General features: G+C 73.3%; 22 protein-coding genes. 14 read left to right on the plus strand and 8 right to left on the minus strand.

Annotated elements, in window-relative coordinates; genetic code table 11:
- Positions 1-69 precede the first annotated feature (69 nt).
- The 5 genes from NLX85_RS23330 to polA all read left to right on the plus strand — a co-directional run bounded on the left by NLX85_RS23330 (position 70) and on the right by polA (position 6,591).
- Positions 70-1,020, plus strand: a complete 951-nt coding sequence (locus NLX85_RS23330) for a branched-chain amino acid ABC transporter permease (RefSeq protein ID WP_254338472.1) — start codon at positions 70-72, stop codon at positions 1,018-1,020.
- Positions 1,017-2,171, plus strand: coding sequence for a branched-chain amino acid ABC transporter permease (locus tag NLX85_RS23335; protein ID WP_254338474.1), 1,155 nt, complete (start codon positions 1,017-1,019; stop codon positions 2,169-2,171). The genes NLX85_RS23330 and NLX85_RS23335 overlap by 4 nt, the downstream gene beginning before the upstream one ends.
- A complete protein-coding gene (locus tag NLX85_RS23340) occupies positions 2,164-3,084 on the plus strand; it encodes an ABC transporter ATP-binding protein (RefSeq protein WP_254338476.1) in 921 nt (306 codons plus the stop codon). The genes NLX85_RS23335 and NLX85_RS23340 overlap by 8 nt, the downstream gene beginning before the upstream one ends.
- Positions 3,074-3,784, plus strand: a complete 711-nt coding sequence (locus tag NLX85_RS23345; protein ID WP_254338478.1) for an ABC transporter ATP-binding protein — start codon at positions 3,074-3,076, stop codon at positions 3,782-3,784. Before NLX85_RS23340 ends, NLX85_RS23345 begins: the two co-directional genes overlap by 11 nt.
- Before the next feature lie 107 nt (positions 3,785-3,891).
- Entirely contained in the window at positions 3,892-6,591 is a 2,700-nt protein-coding gene (polA, locus tag NLX85_RS23350) for a DNA polymerase I (protein WP_254338479.1), read from the plus strand.
- 68 nt (positions 6,592-6,659) lie between these two features.
- Here polA and NLX85_RS23355 read toward each other — a convergent pair whose 3' ends face one another.
- The 5 genes from NLX85_RS23355 to NLX85_RS23375 form a co-directional block, all read right to left on the minus strand.
- Positions 6,660-7,064, minus strand: a complete 405-nt coding sequence (locus NLX85_RS23355; RefSeq protein WP_254338481.1) for a MerR family transcriptional regulator — start codon at positions 7,062-7,064, stop codon at positions 6,660-6,662.
- A gap of 32 nt (positions 7,065-7,096) precedes the next feature.
- Positions 7,097-7,846, minus strand: coding sequence for an SDR family NAD(P)-dependent oxidoreductase (locus NLX85_RS23360; protein ID WP_254338483.1), 750 nt, complete (start codon positions 7,844-7,846; stop codon positions 7,097-7,099).
- 104 nt (positions 7,847-7,950) lie between these two features.
- Positions 7,951-8,379, minus strand: a complete 429-nt coding sequence (locus NLX85_RS23365; protein ID WP_254338485.1) for a DUF3140 domain-containing protein — start codon at positions 8,377-8,379, stop codon at positions 7,951-7,953.
- Positions 8,366-8,587, minus strand: coding sequence for a DUF2945 domain-containing protein (locus NLX85_RS23370; RefSeq protein WP_254338488.1), 222 nt, complete (start codon positions 8,585-8,587; stop codon positions 8,366-8,368). Before NLX85_RS23370 ends, NLX85_RS23365 begins: the two co-directional genes overlap by 14 nt.
- A gap of 39 nt (positions 8,588-8,626) precedes the next feature.
- Complete coding sequence (locus tag NLX85_RS23375; RefSeq protein ID WP_254338490.1) at positions 8,627-9,433, minus strand: class I SAM-dependent methyltransferase; 807 nt, start codon at positions 9,431-9,433, stop codon at positions 8,627-8,629.
- A 360-nt stretch (positions 9,434-9,793) separates the two neighbouring features.
- On the opposite strand from NLX85_RS23375, the gene rpsA reads away from it, so the two are divergent.
- Entirely contained in the window at positions 9,794-11,278 is a 1,485-nt protein-coding gene (gene rpsA / locus NLX85_RS23380; RefSeq protein ID WP_254338492.1) for a 30S ribosomal protein S1, read from the plus strand.
- A gap of 161 nt (positions 11,279-11,439) precedes the next feature.
- Positions 11,440-12,618 (plus strand): dephospho-CoA kinase, encoded by a 1,179-nt coding sequence (gene coaE / locus NLX85_RS23385; protein ID WP_254338809.1) that lies wholly within the window; start codon positions 11,440-11,442, stop codon positions 12,616-12,618.
- Positions 12,619-12,624: 6 nt separating this feature from the next.
- On the opposite strand, the gene NLX85_RS23390 is transcribed toward coaE, so the two are convergent.
- A complete protein-coding gene (locus NLX85_RS23390; RefSeq protein ID WP_254338494.1) occupies positions 12,625-14,346 on the minus strand; it encodes a hypothetical protein in 1,722 nt (573 codons plus the stop codon).
- Positions 14,347-14,941: 595 nt separating this feature from the next.
- Between NLX85_RS23390 and uvrB the strand changes: the two genes are divergently transcribed.
- The 4 genes from uvrB to NLX85_RS23410 all read left to right on the plus strand — a co-directional run bounded on the left by uvrB (position 14,942) and on the right by NLX85_RS23410 (position 19,294).
- Positions 14,942-17,050 (plus strand): excinuclease ABC subunit UvrB, encoded by a 2,109-nt coding sequence (gene uvrB, locus NLX85_RS23395; RefSeq protein ID WP_254338496.1) that lies wholly within the window; start codon positions 14,942-14,944, stop codon positions 17,048-17,050.
- A 24-nt stretch (positions 17,051-17,074) separates the two neighbouring features.
- Positions 17,075-17,929, plus strand: a complete 855-nt coding sequence (locus tag NLX85_RS23400) for an AraC family transcriptional regulator (RefSeq protein WP_254338498.1) — start codon at positions 17,075-17,077, stop codon at positions 17,927-17,929.
- A 25-nt stretch (positions 17,930-17,954) separates the two neighbouring features.
- Positions 17,955-18,323 carry a VOC family protein gene (locus NLX85_RS23405; RefSeq protein WP_254338500.1) on the plus strand — a complete coding sequence of 123 codons (369 nt, stop codon included), beginning with the start codon at positions 17,955-17,957 and terminating at the stop codon, positions 18,321-18,323.
- 80 nt (positions 18,324-18,403) lie between these two features.
- A complete protein-coding gene (locus tag NLX85_RS23410) occupies positions 18,404-19,294 on the plus strand; it encodes a DUF5753 domain-containing protein (RefSeq protein ID WP_254338502.1) in 891 nt (296 codons plus the stop codon).
- Positions 19,295-19,468: 174 nt separating this feature from the next.
- Here NLX85_RS23410 and NLX85_RS23415 read toward each other — a convergent pair whose 3' ends face one another.
- The gene (locus NLX85_RS23415) at positions 19,469-19,762 is read right to left on the minus strand and encodes an antibiotic biosynthesis monooxygenase (protein ID WP_254338504.1); all 294 of its coding nucleotides are present in this window, start codon (positions 19,760-19,762) and stop codon (positions 19,469-19,471) included.
- Between the two features lie 103 nt (positions 19,763-19,865).
- On the opposite strand from NLX85_RS23415, the gene pnuC reads away from it, so the two are divergent.
- From pnuC to NLX85_RS23430, 3 genes are all read left to right on the plus strand, one after another.
- A complete protein-coding gene (gene pnuC, locus NLX85_RS23420) occupies positions 19,866-20,519 on the plus strand; it encodes a nicotinamide riboside transporter PnuC (protein ID WP_254338506.1) in 654 nt (217 codons plus the stop codon).
- Entirely contained in the window at positions 20,516-21,646 is a 1,131-nt protein-coding gene (locus NLX85_RS23425; RefSeq protein WP_254338508.1) for an AAA family ATPase, read from the plus strand. The genes pnuC and NLX85_RS23425 overlap by 4 nt, the downstream gene beginning before the upstream one ends.
- 315 nt (positions 21,647-21,961) lie before the next feature.
- Entirely contained in the window at positions 21,962-22,960 is a 999-nt protein-coding gene (locus tag NLX85_RS23430) for a TerC family protein (protein WP_254338510.1), read from the plus strand.
- A 61-nt stretch (positions 22,961-23,021) separates the two neighbouring features.
- Here the strand turns inward: NLX85_RS23430 and NLX85_RS23435 are convergent, their stop codons facing one another.
- Positions 23,022-23,939 (minus strand): NlpC/P60 family protein, encoded by a 918-nt coding sequence (locus tag NLX85_RS23435; RefSeq protein WP_254338513.1) that lies wholly within the window; start codon positions 23,937-23,939, stop codon positions 23,022-23,024.
- Positions 23,940-23,943 lie beyond the last annotated feature (4 nt).

Genomic DNA, 23,943 nt, shown 5'->3' on the forward strand with positions numbered 1-23,943 from the left:
GACACCAGGCGTGCGGCCGGGAGATTTCCTCCCGGCCGCACCGCTTGGCCGCACAGTTGGAGCCCCCACTTGAACTTCGATGAGCTCTTCGGGAATTTCCCGGCGCTGACCATCACCGGCCTGGAGCAGGGCGCGATCTACGCGCTGATCGCCCTCGGCTACACCCTGGTGTACGGCGTTCTGCGCCTGATCAACTTTGCTCACTCCGAGGTCTTCATGGTCGGTACCTTCACCGCCCTGTGGACCTGGCAGGCCCTCGGCTACGACCAGAACTCGGCCGCCCCGGCCATCGGCCCGCTGATCCTGGCGATCGTCGCCGGTCTCGTGGTGGCCATGGCCGCCTCGGCGGTCACCGCGGTCACGGTCGAACTGGTCGCCTACCGGCCGCTGCGCCGCCGCAACGCGCCGCCGCTGGCCTTCCTCATCACCGCGATCGGCGCCTCGTTCGTGCTCGCCGAGTCGTTCGGCATCGGCACCAACCGGGCCCCGTTCGGCATGCCGGACCTGCTCCCGCAGAAGACGGTCTTCACCCTCTTCGGCGCCGCGGTGACCAACGTCCAGCTGCTCATCCTCGCCGTCACGCTGATCATGATGATCGCGCTGGACCAGTTCGTGAACCGCAGCCGCCTGGGCCGCGGCATCCGGGCCGTCGCCCAGGACGCGGACACCGCCGCGCTCATGGGCGTCAACAAGAACCGGGTCATCCTCCTGGTCTTCGTGCTCGGCGGCCTGATGGCCGGTGTGGGCGCCCTGCTGTGGGACATCCGGTTCGGCTACACCAAGTTCAACGTCGGCTTCCTGATCGGGCTCAAGGCGTTCTCGGCCGCGGTGCTCGGCGGCATCGGCAACCTGCGCGGCGCGCTGCTCGGCGGCCTGCTGCTCGGGGTGGTGGAGAACTACGCGGCCGGCCTCTTCGGCGGCGACTGGAAGGACTTCACCGGCTTCGTGCTGCTGATCGTGCTGCTGATGTTCCGCCCGACCGGTCTGCTCGGCGAATCTCTCGGGAGGGCGCGCGCATGACCGCCACCGTGGACAAGAAGCGGACCGCGGGCTTCAAGAGCCGCTGGGCGGCGATGCCCAAGCAGGTGCGCTGGGCGGCGATCGCCGCGCTGATCGTCCTGCTCTACATCCTGCCCAACAAGTGGTTCTACGAGTACCTCGGCTTCCCGATCGGCAGCGACTACTTCGCCTTCTACACGACCCGCTCGGACTTCGCGGGCGTGCTCTTCGACACCGCGGTGTTCGTGCTGCTGGCCGTCGGGCTCAACGTGGTGGTCGGCTTCGCCGGCCTGCTCGACCTGGGCTACTTCGGCTTCTACGCGCTCGGCGCGTACACGGTCGCGTTGCTCACCTCGCCGGAGAGCCGGTTCGGCACGAACTGGCCGTGGCTGGCGGCGGTGCCCCTCGCCGTGATGGTGGCGATGGTCTCCGGCGTGATCCTCGGTGGCCCGACGCTGCGCCTGCGCGGTGACTACCTGGCGATCGTGACCCTCGGCTTCGCCGAGATGATCCGGCTCTACGCCGCCCGCCAGGACGGTCTCCTCCAGGGCCAGCGGGGCATCCCCGCGATCCCGCACCCGCCGGGCACCGGCACGGACGGCAAGCCGCTGTTCGGGGTGGTCGACGCCCGGCCGTACTACTGGCTGATGCTGACGCTGATCCTCGTCGTGCTGCTGCTGATCCGGAACCTGGCCAACAGCCGGGTCGGCCGGGCCTGGGTGGCGATCCGCGAGGACGAGGACGCCGCCGAGATCATGGGCGTGCCGACGTTCAAGTACAAGCTGTGGGCGTTCGCCATCGGCGCGGCCGTGGCCGGCCTGACCGGCGCGGTCTTCGCCGGCAAGCAGACGTTCATCAACTCCGACCAGTTCGTGCTGGAGAGCTCTATCCTGGTGCTCGCCGCGGTGATCCTCGGCGGCGCCGGCAACATCAAGGGCGCCATCGTCGGCGGCGCGGTCACCTGGTACCTGCCGGAGTGGCTGCGCGGCGTCGGCGACCTCATCGGGGTGGAGTTCGACGCCGCCGAGTACCGGATCCTGGTCTTCGGCCTGGTCGTCATCGTCATGATGATCTTCCGGCCGCAGGGTCTCGTGCCCAACCGGCGGCGGGCGGCGGAGTTCGCCGACCGGCGCAAGGAAGCGGTTCCCCAGGAGACGGTGCCCAATGAGTGAGCCGCAGATGCACAGCGAGCGCGACCAGACCAGCGAGCGGGACATCGCCGACGACGGTCGCAGCACGGTCGGCACCCCGCCCGAGAAGGGCGCGGACACGCCGGTCGAGCCCACGCCGGGCGACACCGCCCCGGCCGGGCGGGAGCCGCTGCTGGAGGTCGACCACGTCACCCTCCGCTTCGGCGGTGTGGTCGCCCTCAACGACGTCGCCTTCACCCTGTACAAGGGTGAGATCCTCGGCCTGATCGGCCCGAACGGCGCCGGCAAGACGACCTGCTTCAACGCGATGACGGGCGTCTACCGGCCCACCGAGGGCGAGATCCGGTTCGCCGGGCAGCGGATCAACGGCAAGCGCCGGAGCTGGATCACCAAGGCCGGCATCGCCCGGACGTTCCAGAACATCCGGCTCTTCCCGGAGATGACCGCGCTGGAGAACGTGATGGTGGGCGCCGACGCCCACCACAAGACCAGCGTGATCTCCGCGATGCTGCGGCTGCCGCGGCACTGGCGGGAGGAGCGGCAGGGCCGCGAGAGGGCGTACGAGCTGCTGCGCTTCGTCGGCATCGAGCGCCGCGCCGGGGACCTGGCCCGCAACCTCTCGTACGGCGAGCAGCGCCGGCTGGAGATCGCCCGGGCCCTGGCCACGGATCCGACCCTGCTCTGCCTGGACGAGCCGGCCGCCGGCTTCACCCCGGCGGAGAAGGAGGAACTGAACGGCCTGATCCGGAAGATCCGCGACAATGGCACGACGATCCTTCTGATCGAGCACGACATGCGACTCGTCATGGGCGTGACCGACCGCATCGTGGTGCTGGAGTTCGGCAAGAAGATCGCCGAGGGCCTGCCGGCCGAGGTCCGGGAGGACCCGAAGGTGATCGCCGCGTACCTGGGGGTGCCGACCGATGCTGCTTGAGATCAACGACCTGACCCTGCTGTACGGGCGGATCCAGGCGCTGCACGGGATCAGCCTGCACGTCGACGAGGGTGAGGTGGTGGCTCTGATCGGCGCGAACGGCGCCGGCAAGACCACCACGATGCGGGCGATCTCCGGGCTGCGCCCGGTGGCCTCCGGCTCGATCGTCTTCGACGGGACCGACGTCACCCGGATGCGGGCCGACCTGCGGGTGGTCCGGGGCATCGGGCAGGCGCCCGAGGGCCGGGGCGTGTTCCCCGGGATGACCGTCGTGGAGAACCTGGAGATGGGCGCGTACACCCGCCGGGACCGGTCGGGCATCGCCGAGGACATGAAGATGGTCCTGGACCTCTTCCCCCGGCTGCACGAGCGGCGCAAGCAGGCCGGTGGCACGCTCTCCGGCGGCGAGCAGCAGATGCTGGCGGTGGGCCGGGCCCTGATGGCCCGCCCGAAGCTGCTGCTGCTCGACGAGCCCTCGATGGGGCTCGCGCCGATGCTGATCCAGCAGATCTTCGAGATCATCACCCGGATCAACGAGCAGGGCACCACCATCCTGCTGGTGGAGCAGAACGCCCAGCAGGCGCTCTCCCGGGCCCACCGGGGCTACGTGCTGGAGACCGGCCGGATCGTCAAGGAGGGCACCGGCCGGGACCTGCTGCACGACCCGGCGGTCAAGGAGGCGTACCTCGGCGTCGCCTGAGTCGTACCCGCCGGCGGCCGGCCGTCCCCACCCGGGGCGGCCGGCCGCCGCTTTTCGCGGTGCCGCCGTCCGCCGGGTTGTCGGGCCCACGGGCTAGAGTCGCTGCCGTGACAGCTACGACGCCGCGCCTGCTCCTCGTCGACGGACACTCCCTGGCATACCGGGCGTTCTTCGCCCTGCCGGTGGAGAACTTCTCCACCACCACGGGGCAGCCGACCAACGCCGTCTACGGCTTCACCTCGATGCTGATCAACGTGCTCCGCGACGAGCAGCCCAGCCACATCGTGGTCGCCTTCGACGTCTCCCGCCGCTCCTTCCGCACCGAGAAGTACGCGGAGTACAAGGCCGGCCGCAGCGAGACCCCGACCGACTTCAAAGGCCAGGTCAGCCTCGTCAAGGAGGTCCTCGCGGCGCTGCGCATCCCGGTCGTGGAGAAGGAGGGCTACGAGGCCGACGACGTCATCGCCACCCTCGCCTGCCAGGCGCGCGACCAGGGCATGGACGTGCTGATCACCACCGGCGACCGGGACGCGTTCCAGCTCGTCGGCGACCAGGTCACCGTGCTCTACCCGCGCAAGGGCGTCTCCGACCTGGCCCGGATGGACCCGGCCGCCGTCGAGGCGAAGTACGGCGTCGGTCCCGGCCGCTACCGCGACCTGGCCGCCCTGGTCGGCGAGACCAGCGACAACCTGCCCGGCGTGCCCGGCGTCGGCCCGAAGACCGCCGCCAAGTGGATCAACCTCTACGAGGGCGTCGAGGGCGTCGTGGCCCGGGCCGACGAGATCAAGGGCAAGGCCGGCGACAGCCTGCGCGAGCGGCTCGCCGACGTGATCCGCAACTACGAGATCAACTGCCTGGTCACCGACCTGGAGCTGCCGGTGCGCCCGGAGGACGCCCGCTGGCAGGGCTGGGACCGGGAGGCCGTGCACCAGGTCTTCGACACCCTCCAGTTCCGCATCCTGCGCGACCGGCTCTACCAGTACCTGGAGGCCGTCGAGCCGGAGGCCGAGGCCGGCTTCGAGCTGGCCGGGCAGGTGCTCACCGAGCCCGGCGCGCTCGCCGGCTGGCTGGCCGAGCACGCCCCGGCCGGCGCCCCGGTCGGCGTGGCGGCGAAGCTCGACACCGGCCCCAACCGGCGGCACACCGCCGCCGTGACCGGGATGGCGCTGGCCACCGCCGGCGGCGCGGGCGCCTGGTTCGATCCGGCCACGCTCGACCCCGAGGACGAGGGCGCGCTGGCCGGCTGGCTGGCCGACGAGGCCCGCCCCAAGGTGCTGCACGACAGCAAGCCCGCCGTGCTCGCGTTCGCCGCCCACGGCTGGGACCTGCAGGGCATCTCCCGCGACACGCAGATCGCCGCCTACCTGGCCCGCCCCGACCAGCGCTCCTACGACCTCACCGACCTGGCGCTGCGCTACCTGCACCGGGAGCTGCGGGTCGACGCGCCGGAGAGCGGCCAGCTCACCCTCGACGGGCTCGGCGACGACGGCGCGGCCGAGCAGAACCTGATGCTCCAGGCCCGGGCCACCCTCGACCTGGCCGACGCGATCGACGCCGAGCTGTCCCGCGACGGCGAGCAGTCCGCCCGGCTGATGGCCGGCGTCGAGCTGCCGCTCATGCGGGTGCTGGCCACCATGGAGCGCACCGGCATCGCCGCCGACACCCACTACCTGTCCGAGCTGGAGGCGCACTTCGCCGCCGAGGTGAAGGCCGCCGCCCAGGGCGCCTACGCGGCGGTCGGGCGGGAGTTCAACCTGGGTTCGCCCAAGCAGCTCCAGGAGATCCTCTTCGGTGAGCTGGGCCTGCCCAAGACCAAGAAGATCAAGACCGGCTACACCACCGACGCCGACGCCCTCCAGTGGCTCTACGCCCAGAACCCGCACCCGGTGCTCGAACACCTGCTGCGCCACCGCGACGTCGCCAAGCTCAAGATGACCGTCGACGGGCTGCTCAAGTCGGTCTCCGACGACGGCCGGATCCACACCACGTTCAACCAGACGGTGGCCGCCACCGGCCGGCTCTCCTCGACCGAGCCCAACCTGCAGAACATCCCGATCCGCACCGAGGAGGGGCGGCGGATCCGGCGGGCCTTCGTGGTCGGCGAGGGCTACGAGTGCCTGCTCACCGCCGACTACAGCCAGATCGAGATGCGGATCATGGCGCACCTGTCCTCCGACGACGCGCTGATCGAGGCGTTCAACTCCGGGCACGACTTCCACGCCGCCACCGCCTCCTCGGTCTTCACCGTCGAGGTGGACCAGGTCACCGCCGACCAGCGCCGCAAGATCAAGGCGATGAACTACGGCCTGGCGTACGGGCTCAGCGCGTTCGGCCTGTCCCAGCAGCTCGGGATCACCGCCGAGGAGGCCCGCGGCCTGATGGAGAACTACTTCGCCGGCTTCGGCGGGGTGCGCGACTACCTCCAGGAGGTGGTGGCCCGGGCCCGGCAGGACGGCTACACCTCCACCATCCTGGGCCGCCGCCGCTACCTGCCCGACCTGGTCAGCGACAACCGGCAGCGCCGGGAGATGGCCGAGCGGATGGCGCTCAACGCCCCGATCCAGGGCTCCGCGGCCGACATCATCAAGGTCGCCATGCTGCACGTCGACTCCGCGCTGCGCGACGCCGGGCTGCGCTCCCGGATGCTGCTCCAGGTGCACGACGAGCTGGTCTTCGAGGTCGCCCCCGGCGAGCGGGAGGCCCTGGAGGCGCTGGTCCGCAAGGAGATGGGTGAGGCGTACCCGCTCTCGGTGCCGCTGGAGGTCTCCGTCGGCGAGGGCCGCGACTGGAACAGCGCCGACCACTGACCGACCCGGCGGGACCCGCAATCTCGGACCGTTGCCGTTCGGCGCCAACGGCACCTGTTCCGAGACTGCTAGCGCGCCGGGCTGGTCGACGAGGCTCGGGGCCGGTTGTCCCCGCCGCCGAGGGCCGCGGCGGCGTCGCGCAGGGCGGCGGCGAGCCGGTCCCGGACCGCGAGCTGGGCGGCGATCCGGGCCTCCAGCACGGCCAGCCGCTCCCGCCCGACGCGCAGCCCGGCCGGTGACGGCGGCGCGGCAGCCACGTCCCCGTCCAGGCAGGGCAGGAAGACCTGGACGTCGTCCAGCGTCAGCCCGGCGCCGAGCAGATGCCGGATGTTGCGGACCCGGGCGACCGTCGAGCCGTCGTACTCGCGGTAGCCGTTCGCCGCCCGCGTCGCCGCGATCAGGCCCTGCTCCTCGTAGTGCCGCAGGGCACGCGGCGTGCAGCCGGTCACCCGTGCCAACTCGCCGATCCGCACCCGCGTGCCTCCGTCCCGTGTCGACCCGGCCGTCAGGCGACCAGCGCTCCGCCGTCGACCGGCAGCACCACACCCGTGACGAAGGCCGCCGCCGGGTCGCTGAGCCGCAGGATGGCCCAGGCTATGTCCTCGGGCCGGCCGATCCGCCCCAGGGGAGTGTGGTCGAGCTGCCAGCGGCGTACCGCGGCGCGCTGGTCGGGGGAGAGGCCCTGGTGTTCGCCGATGGGCGTGTCGATCGCGCCGGGGGCCACCGCCACGACCCGGACGCCGCGCGGGGCCAGCTCCACCGCCCAGCTGCGGGTCAGCGAGTCGAGGGCGGCCTTGCCGGCCGCGTACACCGAGCTGCCCGGCCAGGCGCGCTGGCCGACGGTGGTGGTGACGTTGACGATCACGCCGCGGCTCGCGGTCAGCGGCTCGACCGCGGCGTGCGCCAGCCGGATCGGCGCGAGCAGGTTCGTGTCGAGCTGACGACGGGCCGCCGGCTCGTCCAACCCGGCCAGGGGGCCGCCGCCGGCGATCCCGGCGTTGTTGACCAGGACGTCGAGCCGGCCGTACTTCGCAAGGGCGGCGCCGACCACCCGGGCCGGCGCGTCGGCGTCGGTCACGTCGGCGACGACCGGGGTGATCAGGGGGTGACCGGTGGCCGTCTCCGCCAGTGGCGTGGCGCGCCGGCCGACGGCGAGGACGCGGGCGCCGGCGGTGGCGAAGGCGCGGGCGGTGGCCCGGCCGATGCCGGTGCCCGCGCCGGTGACCACCACGGTCCGCTGCTGTTCGTCGTTCATGCCGCCGATCGTCCGACCCTGCCGTCAGCGGCAGGGTCAAGCGCGCGGGTCGGCCTCCTCGCCGCGGCGAACCCGCTGCCGCGGCGGGCCGCCGTCCCCCCTGTTCAGCGGCCCGGCCCGCGGCGTTCCTTCGGCGGGGCGCCGTGCCGCTGCAGGGCTTTGCGGGACGGGCCGCCCGGCGGCGGGAGCGGCGCCTTGACCGGGTCGTGGCCCCAGTTCATCAGCGAGTACCGCCAGCGGGTGCGGCGCACGTCGCCGCTCGGCCGCTGGGCCATGTGCCGCCGGACGTACCCGACGACCTTGCGCATGTGCTTGTAGTCGGCGGCGGTGAGCTGGTCGCGCTTGCGGCGCAGCAGGTCGATGATCCTCCGGCCCGACTCGTGGCCCACCGACTCGCCGCCCGGGGTGCCCTTCCGCCAGCCCACGTGCTTGGACTCGTCGGTCTCCAGCCACTTCTGGAGTTCGCCCGGCTTCATGTTCACCGCGTCGGTGAACTCCCGGTACGTCTGCTGCGGATCGTCACTTCGGCTCATGACGCAGCACCTCCGGTCGGTGGGCGACGTCCCGGCCCGAGTCGTCGTTGCGGATCCGGTACTGGGGCTCCTCCGGCGTGGCGTTCACGGCGTGCCCGCGGATGTGCGTCCGGTCGATCAGCTTCTCCTTGACGACGCCGTACGCCCGGCCGCTGTGGCTGGCCCAGGAGACGTGGTCGCCCCGGCGGAACTCCTCCTTCTCGGCCATGCGCGCGGTTACCCGGGGCCGCCGGCCGGAAACGACGCGTCAGCCGGCGGCCGGCTTCTCCGCGACGAAGATGGCGGTGCCGGGGAAGAGCCGGCCGCGCAGCGGGCTCCACTGCCCCCAGATCCCCTCGTGTCCCGCCGGCCACTCCGGCTCCACGAGGTCCACCAGCCGGAACCCGGCGCCGACCAGCTCCCGGATCCGGTCGCCGAGGGTGCGGTGCTGTTCGACGTACGTGGCCATCCCGTGCTCGTCCTGCTCGACGTAGGGGGAGCGGTCGAAGTACGAGTGCACGGCGGTGAGCCCGCCCTCGCCCGGGTCGTCCAGGAAGATCCAGCGCATGGGGTGGGTGACCGAGAAGACCCACCGGCCGCCGGGGCGCAGCACCCGGGCCACCTCCCGCATGGCCGCCGCCGAGTCGTCCACGAACGGGATCGCGCCGAACGCCGTGCAGACCGTGTCGAAGGCCGCGTCGGCGAACGGCAGGGCGAGCGCGTCGGCCTGCACGAGCGGCACGCGTACGCCGGTCCGGGCGGCGGCCTCGGCGGCGTGCCGCAACATGCCGGCGGAGAGGTCCAGGGCGACCGGCCGGGCGCCCTGCGCGGCGAGCCAGCGGGCGGCGGCGGCCGCGCCGCAGCCGAGTTCCAGGATCCGGCGGCCGGCCACCTCGCCGAGCAGCCGGGCGTCGGCCTCGCGCAGCCCTTCGGGACACCAGACGAAGTCCACCTCGCCGAGGAACGCGCCGTGCTCGGCCTGGTAGGCGTCGGCGTCGGTGTCCCACCAGCCCCGGTTGGCCCGGCGGACCTCGGCCGCGCCCACCCGGCGCCGGGTCACCCTGTCGTCGTCCACCCGCTCACGCTAGGCCCCCGGGTGCCGCGCACGACGGCCGGGCGGCCGTGTGGCGGGTGGGGCAGGTGTGACGGATGAGACAGCTGTGGCACCTTACCGCGCGAAATCTCCGCTTTCGCAGCTGACGCGCCCGAGGAGACCTGGGAGGGCTTGCACGCTGTGGTAATGCAGCGGGTAGGCTAGACGATGCGCTCGCGGATCGTGTGCCTCGGCAGGGAGCAGGTGTGCGGTCACCGGAGCCACTAATGATCTTCTCATGGCGATCGTTCGGTGTGCCCGGCGACGGATCCGCTGGCGCGGACAGGTCACTGCGACGCCACGCCTGCTGTGACAACCCATCCGACCGGAGCAACCGCCCACATGACGAGCAGCATCGAGGCCCCCTCGAGCGCCAACAAGGTCACGCACGACGATCTCGGTTCCGAGGAGGCTTTCCTCGCCGCGATCGACGAGACCATCAAGTACTTCAACGACGGCGACATTGTCGAAGGCACCGTCGTCAAGGTCGATCGGGACGAGGTCCTGCTCGACATCGGCTACAAGACCGAGGGCGTCATCCCCTCTCGGGAGTTGTCGATCAAGCACGACGTGGACCCCGCCGAGGTCGTCTCGGTCGGTGACCACATCGAGGCCCTTGTCCTCCAGAAGGAGGACAAGGAGGGGCGTCTGATCCTCTCCAAGAAGCGGGCGCAGTACGAGCGGGCCTGGGGCACGATCGAGAAGATCAAGGACGAGGACGGCGTCGTCCGCGGCTCGGTCATCGAGGTCGTCAAGGGTGGTCTCATCCTCGACATCGGCCTGCGCGGCTTCCTGCCCGCGTCGCTGGTCGAGATGCGGCGGGTGCGTGACCTGCAGCCGTACGTCGGTCGCGAGCTCGAGGCCAAGATCATCGAGCTGGACAAGAACCGCAACAACGTGGTGCTGTCCCGCCGGGCCTGGCTGGAGCAGACGCAGTCCGAGGTGCGCACCGAGTTCCTCAACAAGCTGCAGAAGGGCCAGGTCCGCAAGGGCGTCGTGTCCTCGATCGTCAACTTCGGCGCGTTCGTCGACCTGGGCGGCGTGGACGGCCTGGTGCACGTCTCCGAGCTCTCCTGGAAGCACATCGACCACCCGTCCGAGGTCGTCGAGGTGGGCCAGGAGGTCGAGGTCGAGGTCCTGGACGTCGACCTGGACCGCGAGCGGGTCTCGCTGTCGCTGAAGGCGACCCAGGAGGACCCGTGGCGGCAGTTCGCCCGCACCCACGCGATCCAGCAGATCGTGCCGGGTAAGGTCACGAAGCTCGTGCCGTTCGGCGCCTTCGTCCGGGTGGACGACGGCATCGAGGGCCTGGTCCACATCTCCGAGCTGGCCGAGCGCCACGTGGAGATCCCGGAGCAGGTCGTGCAGGTCGGCTCCGAGGTCATGGTCAAGGTCATCGACATCGACCTGGAGCGGCGCCGGATCTCGCTGTCGCTCAAGCAGGCCAACGAGGGCTTCGTCGAGGGCGAGGAGCACTTCGACCCGACCCTCTACGGCATGGCCGCGACCTACGACGATCAGGGCAACTACATCTACCCGGAGGGCTTCGACCCGGAGACGGGCGAGTGGCTCGAGGGCTACGACAAGCAGCGCGAGACCTGGGAGCAGCAGTACGCCGAGGCGCGCCAGCGCTGGGAGGCCCACACCAAGCAGGTGCAGACCTCCCGGGCCGCCGACGCCGAGGCCGCTGCCAACCCGGCTCCGGCCGTCACCGGCACCACCACCTCGACGACGGCCCCGAGCCGTCAGGCCGAGGAGCCGGCCGGCACGCTGGCCACCGACGAGGCGCTCGCCGCTCTGCGGGAGAAGCTCGCCGGCGGCAAGTGACCCGGTGACGAGTCCAGCTCGGCGAGGCCGACGCTGACGTAGTCGCTGACGACGAGGGGCCCCGTCCCCGCGATCCGGCACCACCGGGTCGCCGGGGGCGGGGCCTTCGCCGTGTCCGGGGCAAGTTGGCGCCGGAAACGATGATCGGGTTGACTGTTCCGGTGCTGAAGGTGGGGTTGACCGGCGGGATCGGGTCGGGCAAGAGCGCGGTGTCCAGCCGGCTGGCCGCGCTCGGCGCGGTGATCGTCGACGCGGACCGGATCGCCCGCGAGGTGGTCGCGCCGGGCAGCGAGGGCCTCGCCGAGATCGTCGCGGCCTTCTCCGACCGGGTCCTCGACGCCGACGGGGCGCTGGACCGGGCCGCCCTGGGGGCCGTGGTCTTCGGTGACGAGGGCGCCCGCCGGCGGCTGGAGTCGATCACCCACCCGCGGGTCCGCGCCCGCACCGCCGCGCTGGTCGCCGCGGCGCCCCCCGACGCCGTCGTGGTCAACGATGTGCCGCTGCTGGTCGAGGTGGGGCTCGCGCCCACGTACCACCTGGTGCTCGTGGTGCAGGCGGCGGTGGCCACCCGGCTGGAGCGGCTGGCCCGCGACCGCGGCATGGACCGGGCGGAGGCCGAGCGGCGGATCGCCGCGCAGGCCGACGACGCCCGCCGGCAGGCCGCGGCGGACGTCCTGCTCGGCAACGACGGCACGCTGGCCGACCTGCACGCCGCCGTGGACGCCCTCTGGCACGAGCGCCTGCGGCCCTACGAGCGCAACGTCCGCGAACGCCGCGCGGTCCGGCCCGAGCAGGTGGTGCTCACCGAACCCGACCCGACCTGGCCCCAGCAGTACGCCCGGCTGGCCGCCCGGATCCGCCACGCGGCCGGCGCCGACCTGCGGGTCGACCACATCGGCTCGACGGCGGTGCCCGGACTGGCCGCCAAGGACGTCATCGACATCCAGCTCACCGTGCCGTCCCTGGCCGACGCGGACGGGCCGCTCGCCGACCGGCTCGCCGAGGCGGGCTTCCCCCGGCTGCCCGGCGACTGGCGGGACACCCCCCGCCCGCCCGGCAGCCGGCACTGGGAGAAGCGGCTGCACGGCAGCGCAGACCCGGGCCGCCCCGTGCACCTGCACCTGCGGGTGGCCGACTCGCCCGGCTGGCGCTACGCCCTGCTGACGCGCGACCACCTGCGCGCCGACCCGGGGCAGCGGTCCGCGTACCTGCAGCTGAAGCGGGAGCTGGCCGCGTCCGCGCCGGACAGCGCCACGTACGGGACGCTGAAGGACCCCTGGTTCGACGAGGAGCACCTGCGGGCCGAGGAGTGGGCCGCGCAGACCGGGTGGCGGCCGTGAGCCCGCTCAGCGGCGTTTCGCCGGCTTCCTGACGGGACGCTCGGCGCCGGGTAGCACCGGCACCCGCCCGGGGGCGAGGTCCAGCTGAACCCAGACGCCCCGCGCGGTCCGCAGCTCCAGCCGGCGCGGCAGCCCGCTCCGGTCGATCCACCAGCGCAGCCGGCCGCGTACCTCGATGACGTCCACGGTCCGGTCCGCCACCCGGTCGTCGCGGATCCGGACCGCCGCGGCGGCCGGCACGGCGCTGGCGGTGCCCCGCAGCGCCGCGTCGACAAGCCGCTCCACGTCGTCGCCCGGCGGCCGCCCGACCGCCCGGACCAGCCCGGCCGGCGCCGGCAGCGGCGGGGCCGCCGCGCCCTCCGCCGGCACCACGAGCCGGGCCACGCTGCCCGGCCGCGCCCGCACCAGCGTGCGCCGTCCGGCGTCGTCGGCCGCCACGATCGAGAGGTACGCCGCGGAGCCCGCCCAGCTCACCCAGCCGCTGCCGCGCAGGTCGGCGGACGGGGCGGTCACGGTCAGCGTGGCGCCGCCGGCCGCGCGCAGCCGGGCGGGCAGCCGGGCCAACCGGTCCGCCTCGGCGTCGGAGAGCGCCCGGGGCAGCCCCGGACGCCCGCCGAGCGCGTCCACCGGCCGCAGCGTGGGGCGGTCGCTGCGGGCCAGCTCGACGGTGACCGGGGTGCCGTCCGGCAGCCAGCCGGCCAGCCGGTGCAGCCGGGCGTCCCGGTCCACCCAGAGCCGGGGCCGCCGGTCCGGCGCCGACCCGGCACTTTCGAGCGCGGGAAGAGGGGCCTGGAGCACGTCCACCGGGACGCCGTCGACGGTCTCCCGGCGCAGCCAGCGCGCCTCGGGGCGGGGCGGGTCCACCCGGGCCGTGCCAAGCCCGAGCAGCAGGTCCCGCACCGCGGGCAGGCCGCGCCCGGCCGGCAGCTCCCGCAGCCGCCACCGGTCGTCCGGCGGCACCAGCGGCGGCGGCGCCGGGGTGGGCGTCGCGGCGGGATCGGGCCGGACCAGCAGCGCCGACGCGGTCCCCTGGACCAGCCCCCGCTCGGCGCCCGCGCCGGGACCGCCCACGTCCAGGTAGACCAGTGGCCTGGCCCAGTCGACCCACCCGACAAGCTCGGTACGGCCGCCGCCCGCACCCAGGGTGACCCGTACGCCGGCGCGGACGTCCCGCTGGTTGGTTACCCGCAGGGCGGCCAGCCGCTCGGCCTCGGCGGCGGTGAGCGGACGGGCTGTCTCGGCGGGGTCGGCCGGCTCGGGCGACCAGCTCAGCAGGCCGGCGACCAGGGCGGCCGCCGAGGCCGTGGCGGCCGCCGCGAGCGCGACCAGGGCGGCGCGGCGGTGGGTCGGTTGCTCGGGTGGGTCGTCCGTCCCGTCCAGCTCGGGGCCGCCGGGCGGCCCGACCGGGGCGGCCGGGCGTCGGCCGACCGGCGGATCGACGCGCGGGCGGCGGGCGGCGTCGCCGACGGGTCGGCTCGCGGTCGTGGCGGCGCGGTGGTGGCCGCGGCCCGGCTCGCGGGGGAGGGCCGTGGCACCGGGGTCGGTGGCCGTGGGGATGTCGGTGGCGTGGACCGCTCCGCGCCGCCACCTCCGTGATCTTGGCGAGTTGTCGTTGGGAGCGGACGGTGAGTCGCCAAGATCCGCGGCTGGCTCGGGGGCGGTGGCGTCAGCGGGCGAAGCGGGGCGGGAGCCCGTGGGGCGGGCTGTCGGCTCGGAAGCGGCGGGCACAGCGTGGGCGGCCGGCTCGGGGTTGGCCTCGGCGGGCGAAGCCGGGCGGGAAGCGGTGAGGCCGTTCCGGTCGGCTGCCGTGGGCGGTTCGCCCGGAGGCGGGACAGCACTTTCTGCCCGGCCGGCAGGGCCCGGTCCGCCGGGTCCTCCGTCTGCGTCGGTCGCGGTGGGCTCGCCCGCCTGCGGGGCGGCGGGTGGGCGGGGCTCGGGTGGGGAGGGGCGGGCTTCGTCGGCGGGGAGCGGGCCGGTGTCGCGGGTGCGAGCGCGTCGCGGCCGGCGTCCGGGAGAGGTCTCCACGAGTGCACAACGCGGCTGCCGGGTTTCGGTGACGAGCAGGGGCGCTCGCGGCGGCCGGTCAGCGCCTCGAGCGCGACCACCTCGGGTGCGCACGCCGGTTTCTCGGGTGCTGCGACCCCCGGTGCCGGGGGCGGCCGGGCCCCGGAGGGGCGGCCACCGGCCCGGTCGGCCGCCGCGAGCGGCCTACGGTACGAGGGTAGTCCGGTGAGATGAGCCACACAATGGGAATATCGAAGCCGATCAGGGACGGTGCGTGCTCGGCCCGGAAGTGTCGGACCTCGGGCGTACCGTTGATGTCATGGCGCTCGACATTCCCCGGCTCGACGGCCGTTTCCAGGTCGTCAGCGAGTTCAAGCCGGCCGGCGACCAGCCGGCAGCCATCGACGAGCTTGAGCGTCGTGTGCGACGTGGCGACCGTAACACGGTGCTGCTCGGCGCGACCGGCACCGGCAAGAGCGCCACCACGGCGTGGCTGGTCGAGCGGCTCCAGCGGCCGACCCTGGTGCTCGCGCCCAACAAGACCCTCGCCGCCCAGCTCGCCAAGGAGTTCAGCGAGCTGCTGCCGCAGAACGCGGTCGAATACTTCGTCTCCTACTACGACTACTACCAGCCCGAGGCCTACATCCCGCAGACCGACACCTACATCGAGAAGGACTCCTCGATCAACGAGGAGGTCGAGCGGCTGCGGCACTCGGCGACCATGTCGCTGCTCACCCGGCGCGACGTGATCGTGGTGGCCACGGTGTCGGCGATCTACGGCCTGGGCACCCCGGAGGAATACCTGGACCGGGCCGTCCGGGTCGCCGTCGGGCAGGAGCTCGACCGCGACCAGCTGCTGCGCCGGCTGGTCGACATCCAGTACACCCGCAACGACATGGCCTTCCAGCGGGGCACCTTCCGGGTCCGGGGCGACACGCTGGAGATCATCCCGGCCTACGAGGAGCTGGCCGTCCGGATCGAGCTGTTCGGCGACGAGATCGAGAAGCTCTACTACCTCAACCCGCTGACCGGCGACGTGGTCCGCGAGGTCGACAGCCTGATGATCTTCCCGGCCACGCACTACGCGGCCGGGCCGGAGCGGATGGAGCGGGCGATCCGCGACATCGAGGTCGAGCTGGGCGAGCGGCTGGCCGAGCTGGAGCGGCAGGGCAAGCTGCTGGAGGCGCAGCGGCTGCGGATGCGCACCACCTACGACATCGAGATGATGCGCCAGGTCGGCTTCTGCTCCGGCATCGAGAACTACTCGATGCACATCGACGGCCGGCTGCCCGGCAGCCCGCCGCACTGCCTGCTCGACTACTTCCCCGACGACTTCCTGACCGTGGTCGACGAGTCGCACGTGACGATTCCGCAGATCGGCGGCATGTACGAGGGCGACGCCTCCCGCAAGCGGATGCTGATCGACCACGGCTTCCGGCTGCCCAGCGCGGCCGACAACCGGCCGCTGCGCTTCGACGAGTACCTGGAGCGGGTCGGCCAGATGGTCTTCCTCTCCGCCACCCCCGGTCCGTGGGAGCTGGAGCAGGCTCAGGGCGAGTTCGTCGAGCAGGTGATCCGCCCCACCGGCCTGATCGACCCCGAGGTCGTCGTGAAGCCCACGAAGGGCCAGATCGACGACCTGATGCACGAGATCAAGCTGCGGACCGAGCGGGACGAGCGGGTCCTGGTCACCACGCTGACCAAGAAGATGGCCGAGGATCTCTCCGACTACCTGCTGGAGAACGGCATCCGGGTGCGCTACCTGCACTCCGAGGTCGACACGCTGCGCCGGGTGGAGCTGCTGCGCGAGCTGCGCAAGGGCGACTACGACGTGCTGGTCGGCATCAACCTGCTCCGCGAGGGCCTCGACCTGCCCGAGGTCTCCCTGGTGGCGATCCTCGACGCCGACAAGGAGGGCTTCCTGCGCAGCGGCCGGTCGCTGATCCAGACCATCGGCCGCGCGGCCCGTAACGTCTCGGGCCAGGTCCACATGTACGCCGACAAGATCACCCCGTCGATGGCCCAGGCGATCGAGGAGACCAACCGGCGCCGGGCCAAGCAGATCGCGCACAACGAGGCCAACGGGATCAGCCCGGAGCCGCTGCGTAAGAAGATCCACGACATCCTCGACGACATCTACCGCGAGGCGGAGGACACCGAGAACAGTCGGGTCGGCGGGGCCGTCCGGCAGCTGTCCCGGGGCAAGGCGCCGGTCAAGGAGACCCGCAGCCGGGGCCGGGGCGGCGCGGCGACGCCGTCGCGGGAGGGGATGGCCCGAGCCGACCTGGCCAACCTCATCCAGGAGCTCAACGACCAGATGCTCGCCGCCGCGCGGGAGCTGCAGTTCGAGCTGGCCGCCCGGATCCGCGACGAGGTCGCCGACCTGAAGAAGGAACTCCGCGGGATGGACGCCGCCGGGGTGAAGTGACGCACCGGGGTCGGGGGAGGCGCCGTGCTGACCGAGGCCGTGTTCGGGCTCCCCGACCCCCGGCTGCGCCGCTACGTCGACCGCTACCTCGGCTACCGGGAGCGGGCGGCCGCCCCGCTGGTGCGCCGGGAGGCGGCCGGCGCCTTCGTGGTGCTGATCCTCGGCTGGGGCGCCGGGCTGGACGTGACCGATCCGCGCGCCGCCGACCGGGGCGCGCACGCGACGAACGCCTTCCTGGCGGGGCCGTTCGACGGCTGGTGCGCGACGCGTACCGCCGGCGAGGGCGCCGGTGTGCAGGTGCTGCTGACCGCCCCGGCCGCTCGCCGGCTGCTCGGGCTGCCTCTGGGTGAGCTGGCCAACCGGGCGGTCCCGGTCGACCGGCTCGGCGGCTGGTTGGCCCGGCTCCGCGACGAGCTGGCCGGTCTGCCCGACTGGGCGGGCCGGTTCGCCCGGCTCGACGCCGCCCTCGCGGCCCGGCTGGCGGTGACCGGGCCGGTCGACGCGCGCCTGCTGCGGGCCTGGCGGCTGCTCGACGGCAGCGGCGGCGGGCTGGGCGTCGGCGCGCTGGCCGAGGAGGTCGGCTGGAGCCGTCGCCACCTGGCGGTCCGGTTCCGGCGGGAGTTCGGCCTGCCGCCGAAGACCGTCGCCCGGCTGCTCCGCTTCCAACGGGCGTACGCCATGGTGGGCCGCACTCTGGTCACCCCGCCGGTCGGCGACGCGCACCCGGCGGCCGGCCCGGGCGGCGGCGGATGGGCGGAGCTGGCGGCGCGGTGCGGCTACTACGACCAGTCGCACCTGATCCGGGAATTCCGCGAGTTCGCCGGGGCCACACCCGCGACGCTGGCCCGGCCCGGATCGCATCCGTCCAATCCCGGCTGACCCGCCCACCGGCAGACTCGGAGCCATGCGAAGCATCTACCCGGTCCTCCGGTACCCCGACGCCCGCGCCGCCATCGACTTCCTCCGGTCCGCGTTCGGCCTCACCGTCCACGAGGTGCACGAGGGACCCGACGGCACGGTGCGGCACGCCCAGCTGGGCTACGGCGACGACCTCGTCATGCTCGGCCCGGGGTCGGCCCCGGCGAGCCGGCCGGCCGACGACGACTACCGCGTCTACGTGGCCGTCGACGACGTCGACGCGCACCACGAGCGGGCCCGGGCGGCCGGGGCGGAGATCGTCCGGCCGCCCTTCGACACCGACTACGGCTCCCGTGACTACGCCGCCCGCGATCTGGCCGGCCTTGTCTGGTCCTTCGGCACCTACCGCCCCTGACGCCCGGCGATAGCTCTGCGCGAGCAAGGTATTGCCCTGCGTGATGGTCATGCGTACTCTCCCTCGGTGGGGAGGCGCGCATGCCGTTGTCAGCAAGTCCTGTGGTCCGGCGGGTGCGGCTCGGCGCGGAGCTGCGCCGGCTGCGCCGCCGGGAGTCGCTCACCCTGGAGCAGGTCTGCGGCCGGCTCGGCTGGGCGTCCACATCGAAGCTGTCCCGCATCGAGCTGGGGCAGAGCCGGCCCGACCTGGCCGACGTGCTCGACCTGCTCGACGTCTACGCGGTGCCGCCCCACCAGCGGGACGAGCTGATCGTCATCGCCCGGGACGCCGCCACCGGCCGCGGCTGGTCCAAGGCGCTGGGCGAGATGGGGGAGCGGCAGCGGGCGTACGCGGAACTGGAGGCGGGCGCGGTCCGCATCGTGGACTACCAGCCGGTGCTGGTGCCCGGGCTGCTCCAGATCCCCGAGTACGCCCGGCTGCGGGTGTCGGCCGGCGCGATGCTCGCCGACGACGTGGACGTCGAGGCCGACGTGCGCGCCCGCGCGGTGCGCCAGGAGGTGCTGTGCCGGCCCGAGCCTCCGCACTACACCGCGCTGATCGACGAGCGGGCCTGCGACCCGGCCGGCCTTCCCGCCGAGGTCTGGCGGGACCAGCTCCGGCACCTGGTCGTCCTCGCCGAACGGCCGCACGTCACCATCCGGCTGCTGCCCCGGAGCGCCTCCCCCTACGGCGACCTGCACCCACTCGCGCCGTTCTCGTACTACGCGTATCCGGACCCGGACGACCCGCGCACCGTGCTGGTGGAGACGCTCACCACCGACCTGCGGCTGGTCGCCGAGGCGGACGTGGCCCGCTATGAGCGGCTGGTCGACTGGCTGCTGGCCGCGGCGTTGCCGGAGGAGGAGACGGTGGAGCTGCTGGGCCGGCGGCTCGGCCCCGCGCCGGTGCCACGGCCGCGCGAGCCCGACTGAGCGGGCCGCTCGTTCGGCGCGCGGCCACCGGGCCCGGCGCTCCGATGTCCGTCGGGGCCGGTTGTTCTGCCCGGCGCGGCGTTCGGCGCGCGGCCACCGGGCCCGGCGCCCCCGATGTCCGTCGGGATCGGTGGCCGGCGCGTCGAGCGCAGGCTATGGCAGGGGTACGACAGCTCAGGCCGGCACGTCGAGGAAGTGCTCGACCAGCGGCGGGCCGGCGAAGTGCGGCCCGATGAGCTCCCGCCACTGCCCGAAGCGCTCGCTCTGCCGGAAGTTGACGTCGTGCGCCTCGACGGAGTCCCACTCCACCAGCAGCACGAACCGGGACGGCGACTCGATGCCGCGGGTCATCCGCACCGAGCGGCAGCCCTCGGTGCCGGCGAGGATCGGGCGCGCCTTCGCGTAGGCGGCGGCGAAGTCGTCCTCGTGTCCGGGCGTCACGTCGATCAGCGCGACCTCAAGAACCATGCCGGAAGCCTCGCACGCCGGCCGCCGTCCGGTACGCCCCGGGGGCTGTTCCGCGCGCCACACCCGCCTCTAGGGTGGGCGCTCGGGAACGGGGGAGGAACACATGCTCGACTGGCTCACCGCCACGGCGTTCACCGTGCTGGGCGCCGGCACCACCTGGGCGGAGCTGCTCGGCTTCGCCACCGGTGTGGTCAACGTCTGGCTGGTGGCCCGGCAGCACATCGCCAACTGGCCGATCGGCATCGCCAACGTGCTGCTGCTGATGCTGCTGTTCTGGACCGCCGGCCTGTACGCGGACGCCGGCCTCCAGGTCGTCTACGTGCTCCTCGGGCTCTACGGCTGGTGGCACTGGCTGTTCGGCGGGGAGCGGCGCAGCCGGCTGACCGTGGCCCGGACCAGCCGGCCGGAGTGGTGGGCGCTCGGCGTGGCCGGGGTGGTGCTCACCGTCGGGCTCTGGGCGCTGCTGGACCGGGCCACCGATTCCACGGTGCCGCTGGCCGACGCGGTCACCACCGCGCTGTCGCTGCTCGCCACCTACGGCCAGACGCGCAAGCTGGTGGAGAGCTGGTGGCTGTGGATCGCGGCCGACCTCGTCTACATCCCGCTGTACGCGTACAAGGGACTGTGGCTGACCGGCGGCCTCTACCTCATCTTCCTGGCGCTCTGCGTGGTGGGGCTGCGGGAATGGCGGGCGGACCTGCGTCGGCGCGCGGCGGCGACCCCGGTGCCGCCCGGCCCGGCCCCGGTCGCCGCGTGAGCGCCGCGCTGGCGCCCGGGGTCGAGAGTCGGAGCCGGGAGTTCCGGCACGGCCTGGTGGTGGGCAAGTTCTACCCGCCGCACGCCGGGCACCACGCGCTCATCGAGGCGGCCGCCGCCCGCTGCGCGGCGGTCACCGTGGTGGTCGCCCCGTCCCGGCGGGAGTCGATCCCGCTGGACCTGCGGGTCGCCTGGCTGCGGGAGGCGCACGCCGCCACGCCGTGGGTGCGGTTCGTCGGCCGGTACGACGACCACCCGGTCGACTACGCCGACCCGGCGGTCTGGGACCTGCACTGCGCGGTGTTCGCCGACGCGCTCGGCGGGGAGCCGGTGGACGCGGTGTTCTCCTCGGAGGCGTACGGCGAGGAGTTGGCCCGTCGTTTCGACGCGGTCGCGGTCTGCGTGGACCCGGACCGGCGTGCCGTCCCGGTTTCCGGCACCGCCGTGCGCGCGGACCCGGCGGCGCACTGGCGTCGGCTGGGCCCGCCGGTGCGGGCCTGGCTGGTCCGCCGGGTCGTGGTGGTCGGGGCGGAGTCCACCGGCACCACGACGATGGCGGAGGCGCTCGCCGCCCACTACGGCACCGCCTGGGTCCCGGAGTACGGCCGCGAGCTGACCGAGCGCAAGCTCGCCGGGCTGCGGGGTGTCCGACCGGACGCGACGGTCTTCGACGTGACGTGGGACCGGGACGACTTCCTGGGGGTGGTCCGCGAGCAGCAGGCCGCCGAGGACGCGGCGGCCCGGGTCAGCGGTCCGCTGCTGTTCTGCGACACCGACGCTCGGGCCACCGCGATCTGGGAGGAGCGTTATCTCGGGTCGTCGTCGGAGGCGGTCCGGGCGGCGGCCCGCCGGCCGGCGCTGTACCTGCTGACCGACCACGACGGGGTGCCGTTCGCCGACGACGGCCTGCGGGACGGGGAGCACCTGCGGGCCTGGATGACCGGGCGGTTCCGGGCGGAGCTGGCCGGCTGCGGGGCGCCGGTGGTCGAGCTGCGGGGGTCGCACGAGGAGCGGCTGGCGGTCGCCGTCGCCGCCTGCGACGCCCTGCTGGCGGCGGGCTGGTCCTTCGCCGAGCCGCTGGTCCCAGGGGCCAGCGGGAGCCCGGCAATCGGGCACCTAGCCTCCTAGGACGCCCTACGCGAGGAGACCTGTCGCACACCGGAACGTGACGACCCTGGCAAACGACGCCCCCGAAGATGCGCCGACCGGGCCTGATGGTGAACAATGGCGGCCGAGGAGGGGAGTATTCCCCCGTGACGGAGTCGTCAGCACGGAAGAGCGCCGGCCCCCCGGTCGCACGACCCGGCTCCGTCGGTCAGTGACCCGTTTCCGGGTCGGTGGCGGAAGAGACCTCCGACAGTCACCAGAGTCAGCGTCGACGCACCCCGGCCCCTCACCCGGCGTACGGTGTGCCCGACGCTGTGTGTCTGCCGGAGGATGGATTTGAACGTGTCCGGAGTGGTGTGGGCGGGGACCCTGGTCGCGATGACCGCGGTCCTGTTGGTCGACCTGTTCATCATCGGTCGCCGCCCCCACGAACCCAGCGTCCGCGAGTCGAGCCTGTGGGTCGGCTTCTACGTGGCACTGGCCCTGCTCTTCGGGGCAGGGCTGTGGCTCACCTCAGGCCCCAGCGTGGCCGGCCAGTTCTACACCGGGTGGCTCACCGAGTACAGCCTCTCGGTGGACAACCTCTTCGTCTTCGTGATCATCATGGCCCGGTTCGGGGTGCCCCGGCAGTACCAGCAGAAGGTGCTGCTCATCGGCATCCTGCTGGCGCTGGTCATGCGCGGCGGTTTCATCGCCGCCGGCGCCGCGCTGATCGCCCAGTTCTCCTGGGTCTTCTACATCTTCGGCGCGTTCCTGATCTACACGGCGGTCAACCTGGCCCGCCAGGGCGAGCCGGACGAGGACGAGTTCAGCGAGAACCTGCTGATCCGGTGGAGCCGCAAGGCGCTGCCGCTGTCCCGCACCTTCGACGGGGCGCGGATGACCACCCACGAGAACGGCCGGCGGTTGTTCACCCCGATGCTGATCGTGATGATCGCGATCGGCACCACCGACCTGATCTTCGCCCTCGACTCGATCCCGGCGATCTTCGGCATCACCCAGGAGCCCTACCTGGTCTTCACCGCGAACGTGTTCGCGCTGATGGGGCTCCGACAGCTCTACTTCCTGCTGGGCGGCCTGCTGGACCGGCTGATATACCTCAGCTACGGCCTGGCCGTGGTGCTCGGCTTCATCGGGGTCAAGCTGGTCCTGGAGGCCCTCGCCGACAACAACCTGCCGTTCATCAACGGCGGCGAGCACGTGGCCTGGGCCCCGCACATCCCGATCTGGCTGTCGCTCACGGTCATCCTGGGCACCCTCGCCGCGGCCACCGCGGCCAGCCTTTTCAAGTCGTCCCGCGACCGGCGCCGCGAGCTGGCGGAGGCCCGCCGCTGACCGGACCCGTCGGAAAAGGGGCGCTCCCGCGGTCGGGAGCGCCCCTTTCGGCGTACGCGGGTCAGATCCGGTGCGCGCCGACCAGGGTGGCCTCCCGCTCCGGGGGGAGCTGCTCCTCCACGACCCGGCGTTTCACGTAGCAGGCGTGCAGCATCCGCCGTGTCCCGCCGTGCGGCTCGGTGCTGACGATGCCGACGTGGTGGATCCGCCGGCCGGGCCGGGCGAAGAAGTAGAGGTCGCCGGGGCGTTCCTGGTCGAGCGCCAGGGGAGTGGTGGCCTCGGCCTGGTCGTCGGCGTCCCGGGGCAGCGTGATGCCGTACCGGCGCCAGGCCAGGTGCACCAGGCCCGAGCAGTCGATGCCGTAGGTGGACAGCCCGCCCCAGACGTAGACGAGGTCGCGCAGCCGCTCGGCGACGGCCAGCACCTCCTTGGCCTCCGGCCGTTCGGCCGGCAGCGGGACCAGGTCGCCCTCGGGCGCCCAGAGCGGGTCGGCCCGGCCGGGCGCGAGGACCGGCCGCCAGCCGTCCACCGGCCGCCCGGCGGGGGCGAGGAGGGTGCCGAGGACCACGCCGGTCACGGCCGGGGGACCGTCGGGGGTGGCGCGCAGCGTCGTGTGGCCGGCGTCCACCACGAGCGGGGTGGCCGGCGGGCCGGGCTCCGCCGGGGCGGTGAGCTGGGCGGTGGGCAGCCAGCCGGGATAGCCGCGGACGTCGAGCTTGGCGGCGGGCTGCGCGAGGGCGACCACGTGCGCCCAGCCGTCCGCGCGGAGCTCGGTGACCAGCACCCGCTCGCCGAGCAGCAGTTGGGTCAGGACGCAGTCGCCGACCTGCTGGTCGCGGTCCATGCCGGCGATCCAGGCGGCGGTGTCAGGCGTGTCGGACAGCGCGGGTCGGTCGACCGGACGGACCGCGTCGGGCGCGGTCCAGAGGGTCGCCACCGGGACCCGGACGACGGCCTCGCGGCCCGTTTGCAGCTCCACGTCC

Origin of the sequence: Micromonospora sp. A3M-1-15 (assembly GCF_024213425.1) — a bacterium.
GTDB lineage: Bacteria > Actinomycetota > Actinomycetes > Mycobacteriales > Micromonosporaceae > Micromonospora > Micromonospora chersina.

What these genes read in the sequence shown, in the direction of transcription:
- NLX85_RS23335 (WP_254338474.1), top strand. Translation starts at nt 1,017, where the DNA reads ATGACCGCCACCGTGGACAAGAAGCGGACCGCGGGCTTCAAGAGCCGC.
- NLX85_RS23340 (WP_254338476.1), top strand. Translation starts at nt 2,164, where the DNA reads ATGAGTGAGCCGCAGATGCACAGCGAGCGCGACCAGACCAGCGAGCGG.
- NLX85_RS23345 (WP_254338478.1), top strand. Translation starts at nt 3,074, where the DNA reads ATGCTGCTTGAGATCAACGACCTGACCCTGCTGTACGGGCGGATCCAG.
- NLX85_RS23360 (WP_254338483.1), bottom strand. Translation starts at nt 7,846, where the DNA reads ATGAACGACGAACAGCAGCGGACCGTGGTGGTCACCGGCGCGGGCACC.
- NLX85_RS23365 (WP_254338485.1), bottom strand. Translation starts at nt 8,379, where the DNA reads ATGAGCCGAAGTGACGATCCGCAGCAGACGTACCGGGAGTTCACCGAC.
- NLX85_RS23370 (WP_254338488.1), bottom strand. Translation starts at nt 8,587, where the DNA reads ATGGCCGAGAAGGAGGAGTTCCGCCGGGGCGACCACGTCTCCTGGGCC.
- rpsA (WP_254338492.1), top strand. Translation starts at nt 9,794, where the DNA reads ATGACGAGCAGCATCGAGGCCCCCTCGAGCGCCAACAAGGTCACGCAC.
- uvrB (WP_254338496.1), top strand. Translation starts at nt 14,942, where the DNA reads ATGGCGCTCGACATTCCCCGGCTCGACGGCCGTTTCCAGGTCGTCAGC.
- NLX85_RS23405 (WP_254338500.1), top strand. Translation starts at nt 17,955, where the DNA reads ATGCGAAGCATCTACCCGGTCCTCCGGTACCCCGACGCCCGCGCCGCC.
- NLX85_RS23410 (WP_254338502.1), top strand. Translation starts at nt 18,404, where the DNA reads ATGCCGTTGTCAGCAAGTCCTGTGGTCCGGCGGGTGCGGCTCGGCGCG.
- NLX85_RS23415 (WP_254338504.1), bottom strand. Translation starts at nt 19,762, where the DNA reads ATGGTTCTTGAGGTCGCGCTGATCGACGTGACGCCCGGACACGAGGAC.
- pnuC (WP_254338506.1), top strand. Translation starts at nt 19,866, where the DNA reads ATGCTCGACTGGCTCACCGCCACGGCGTTCACCGTGCTGGGCGCCGGC.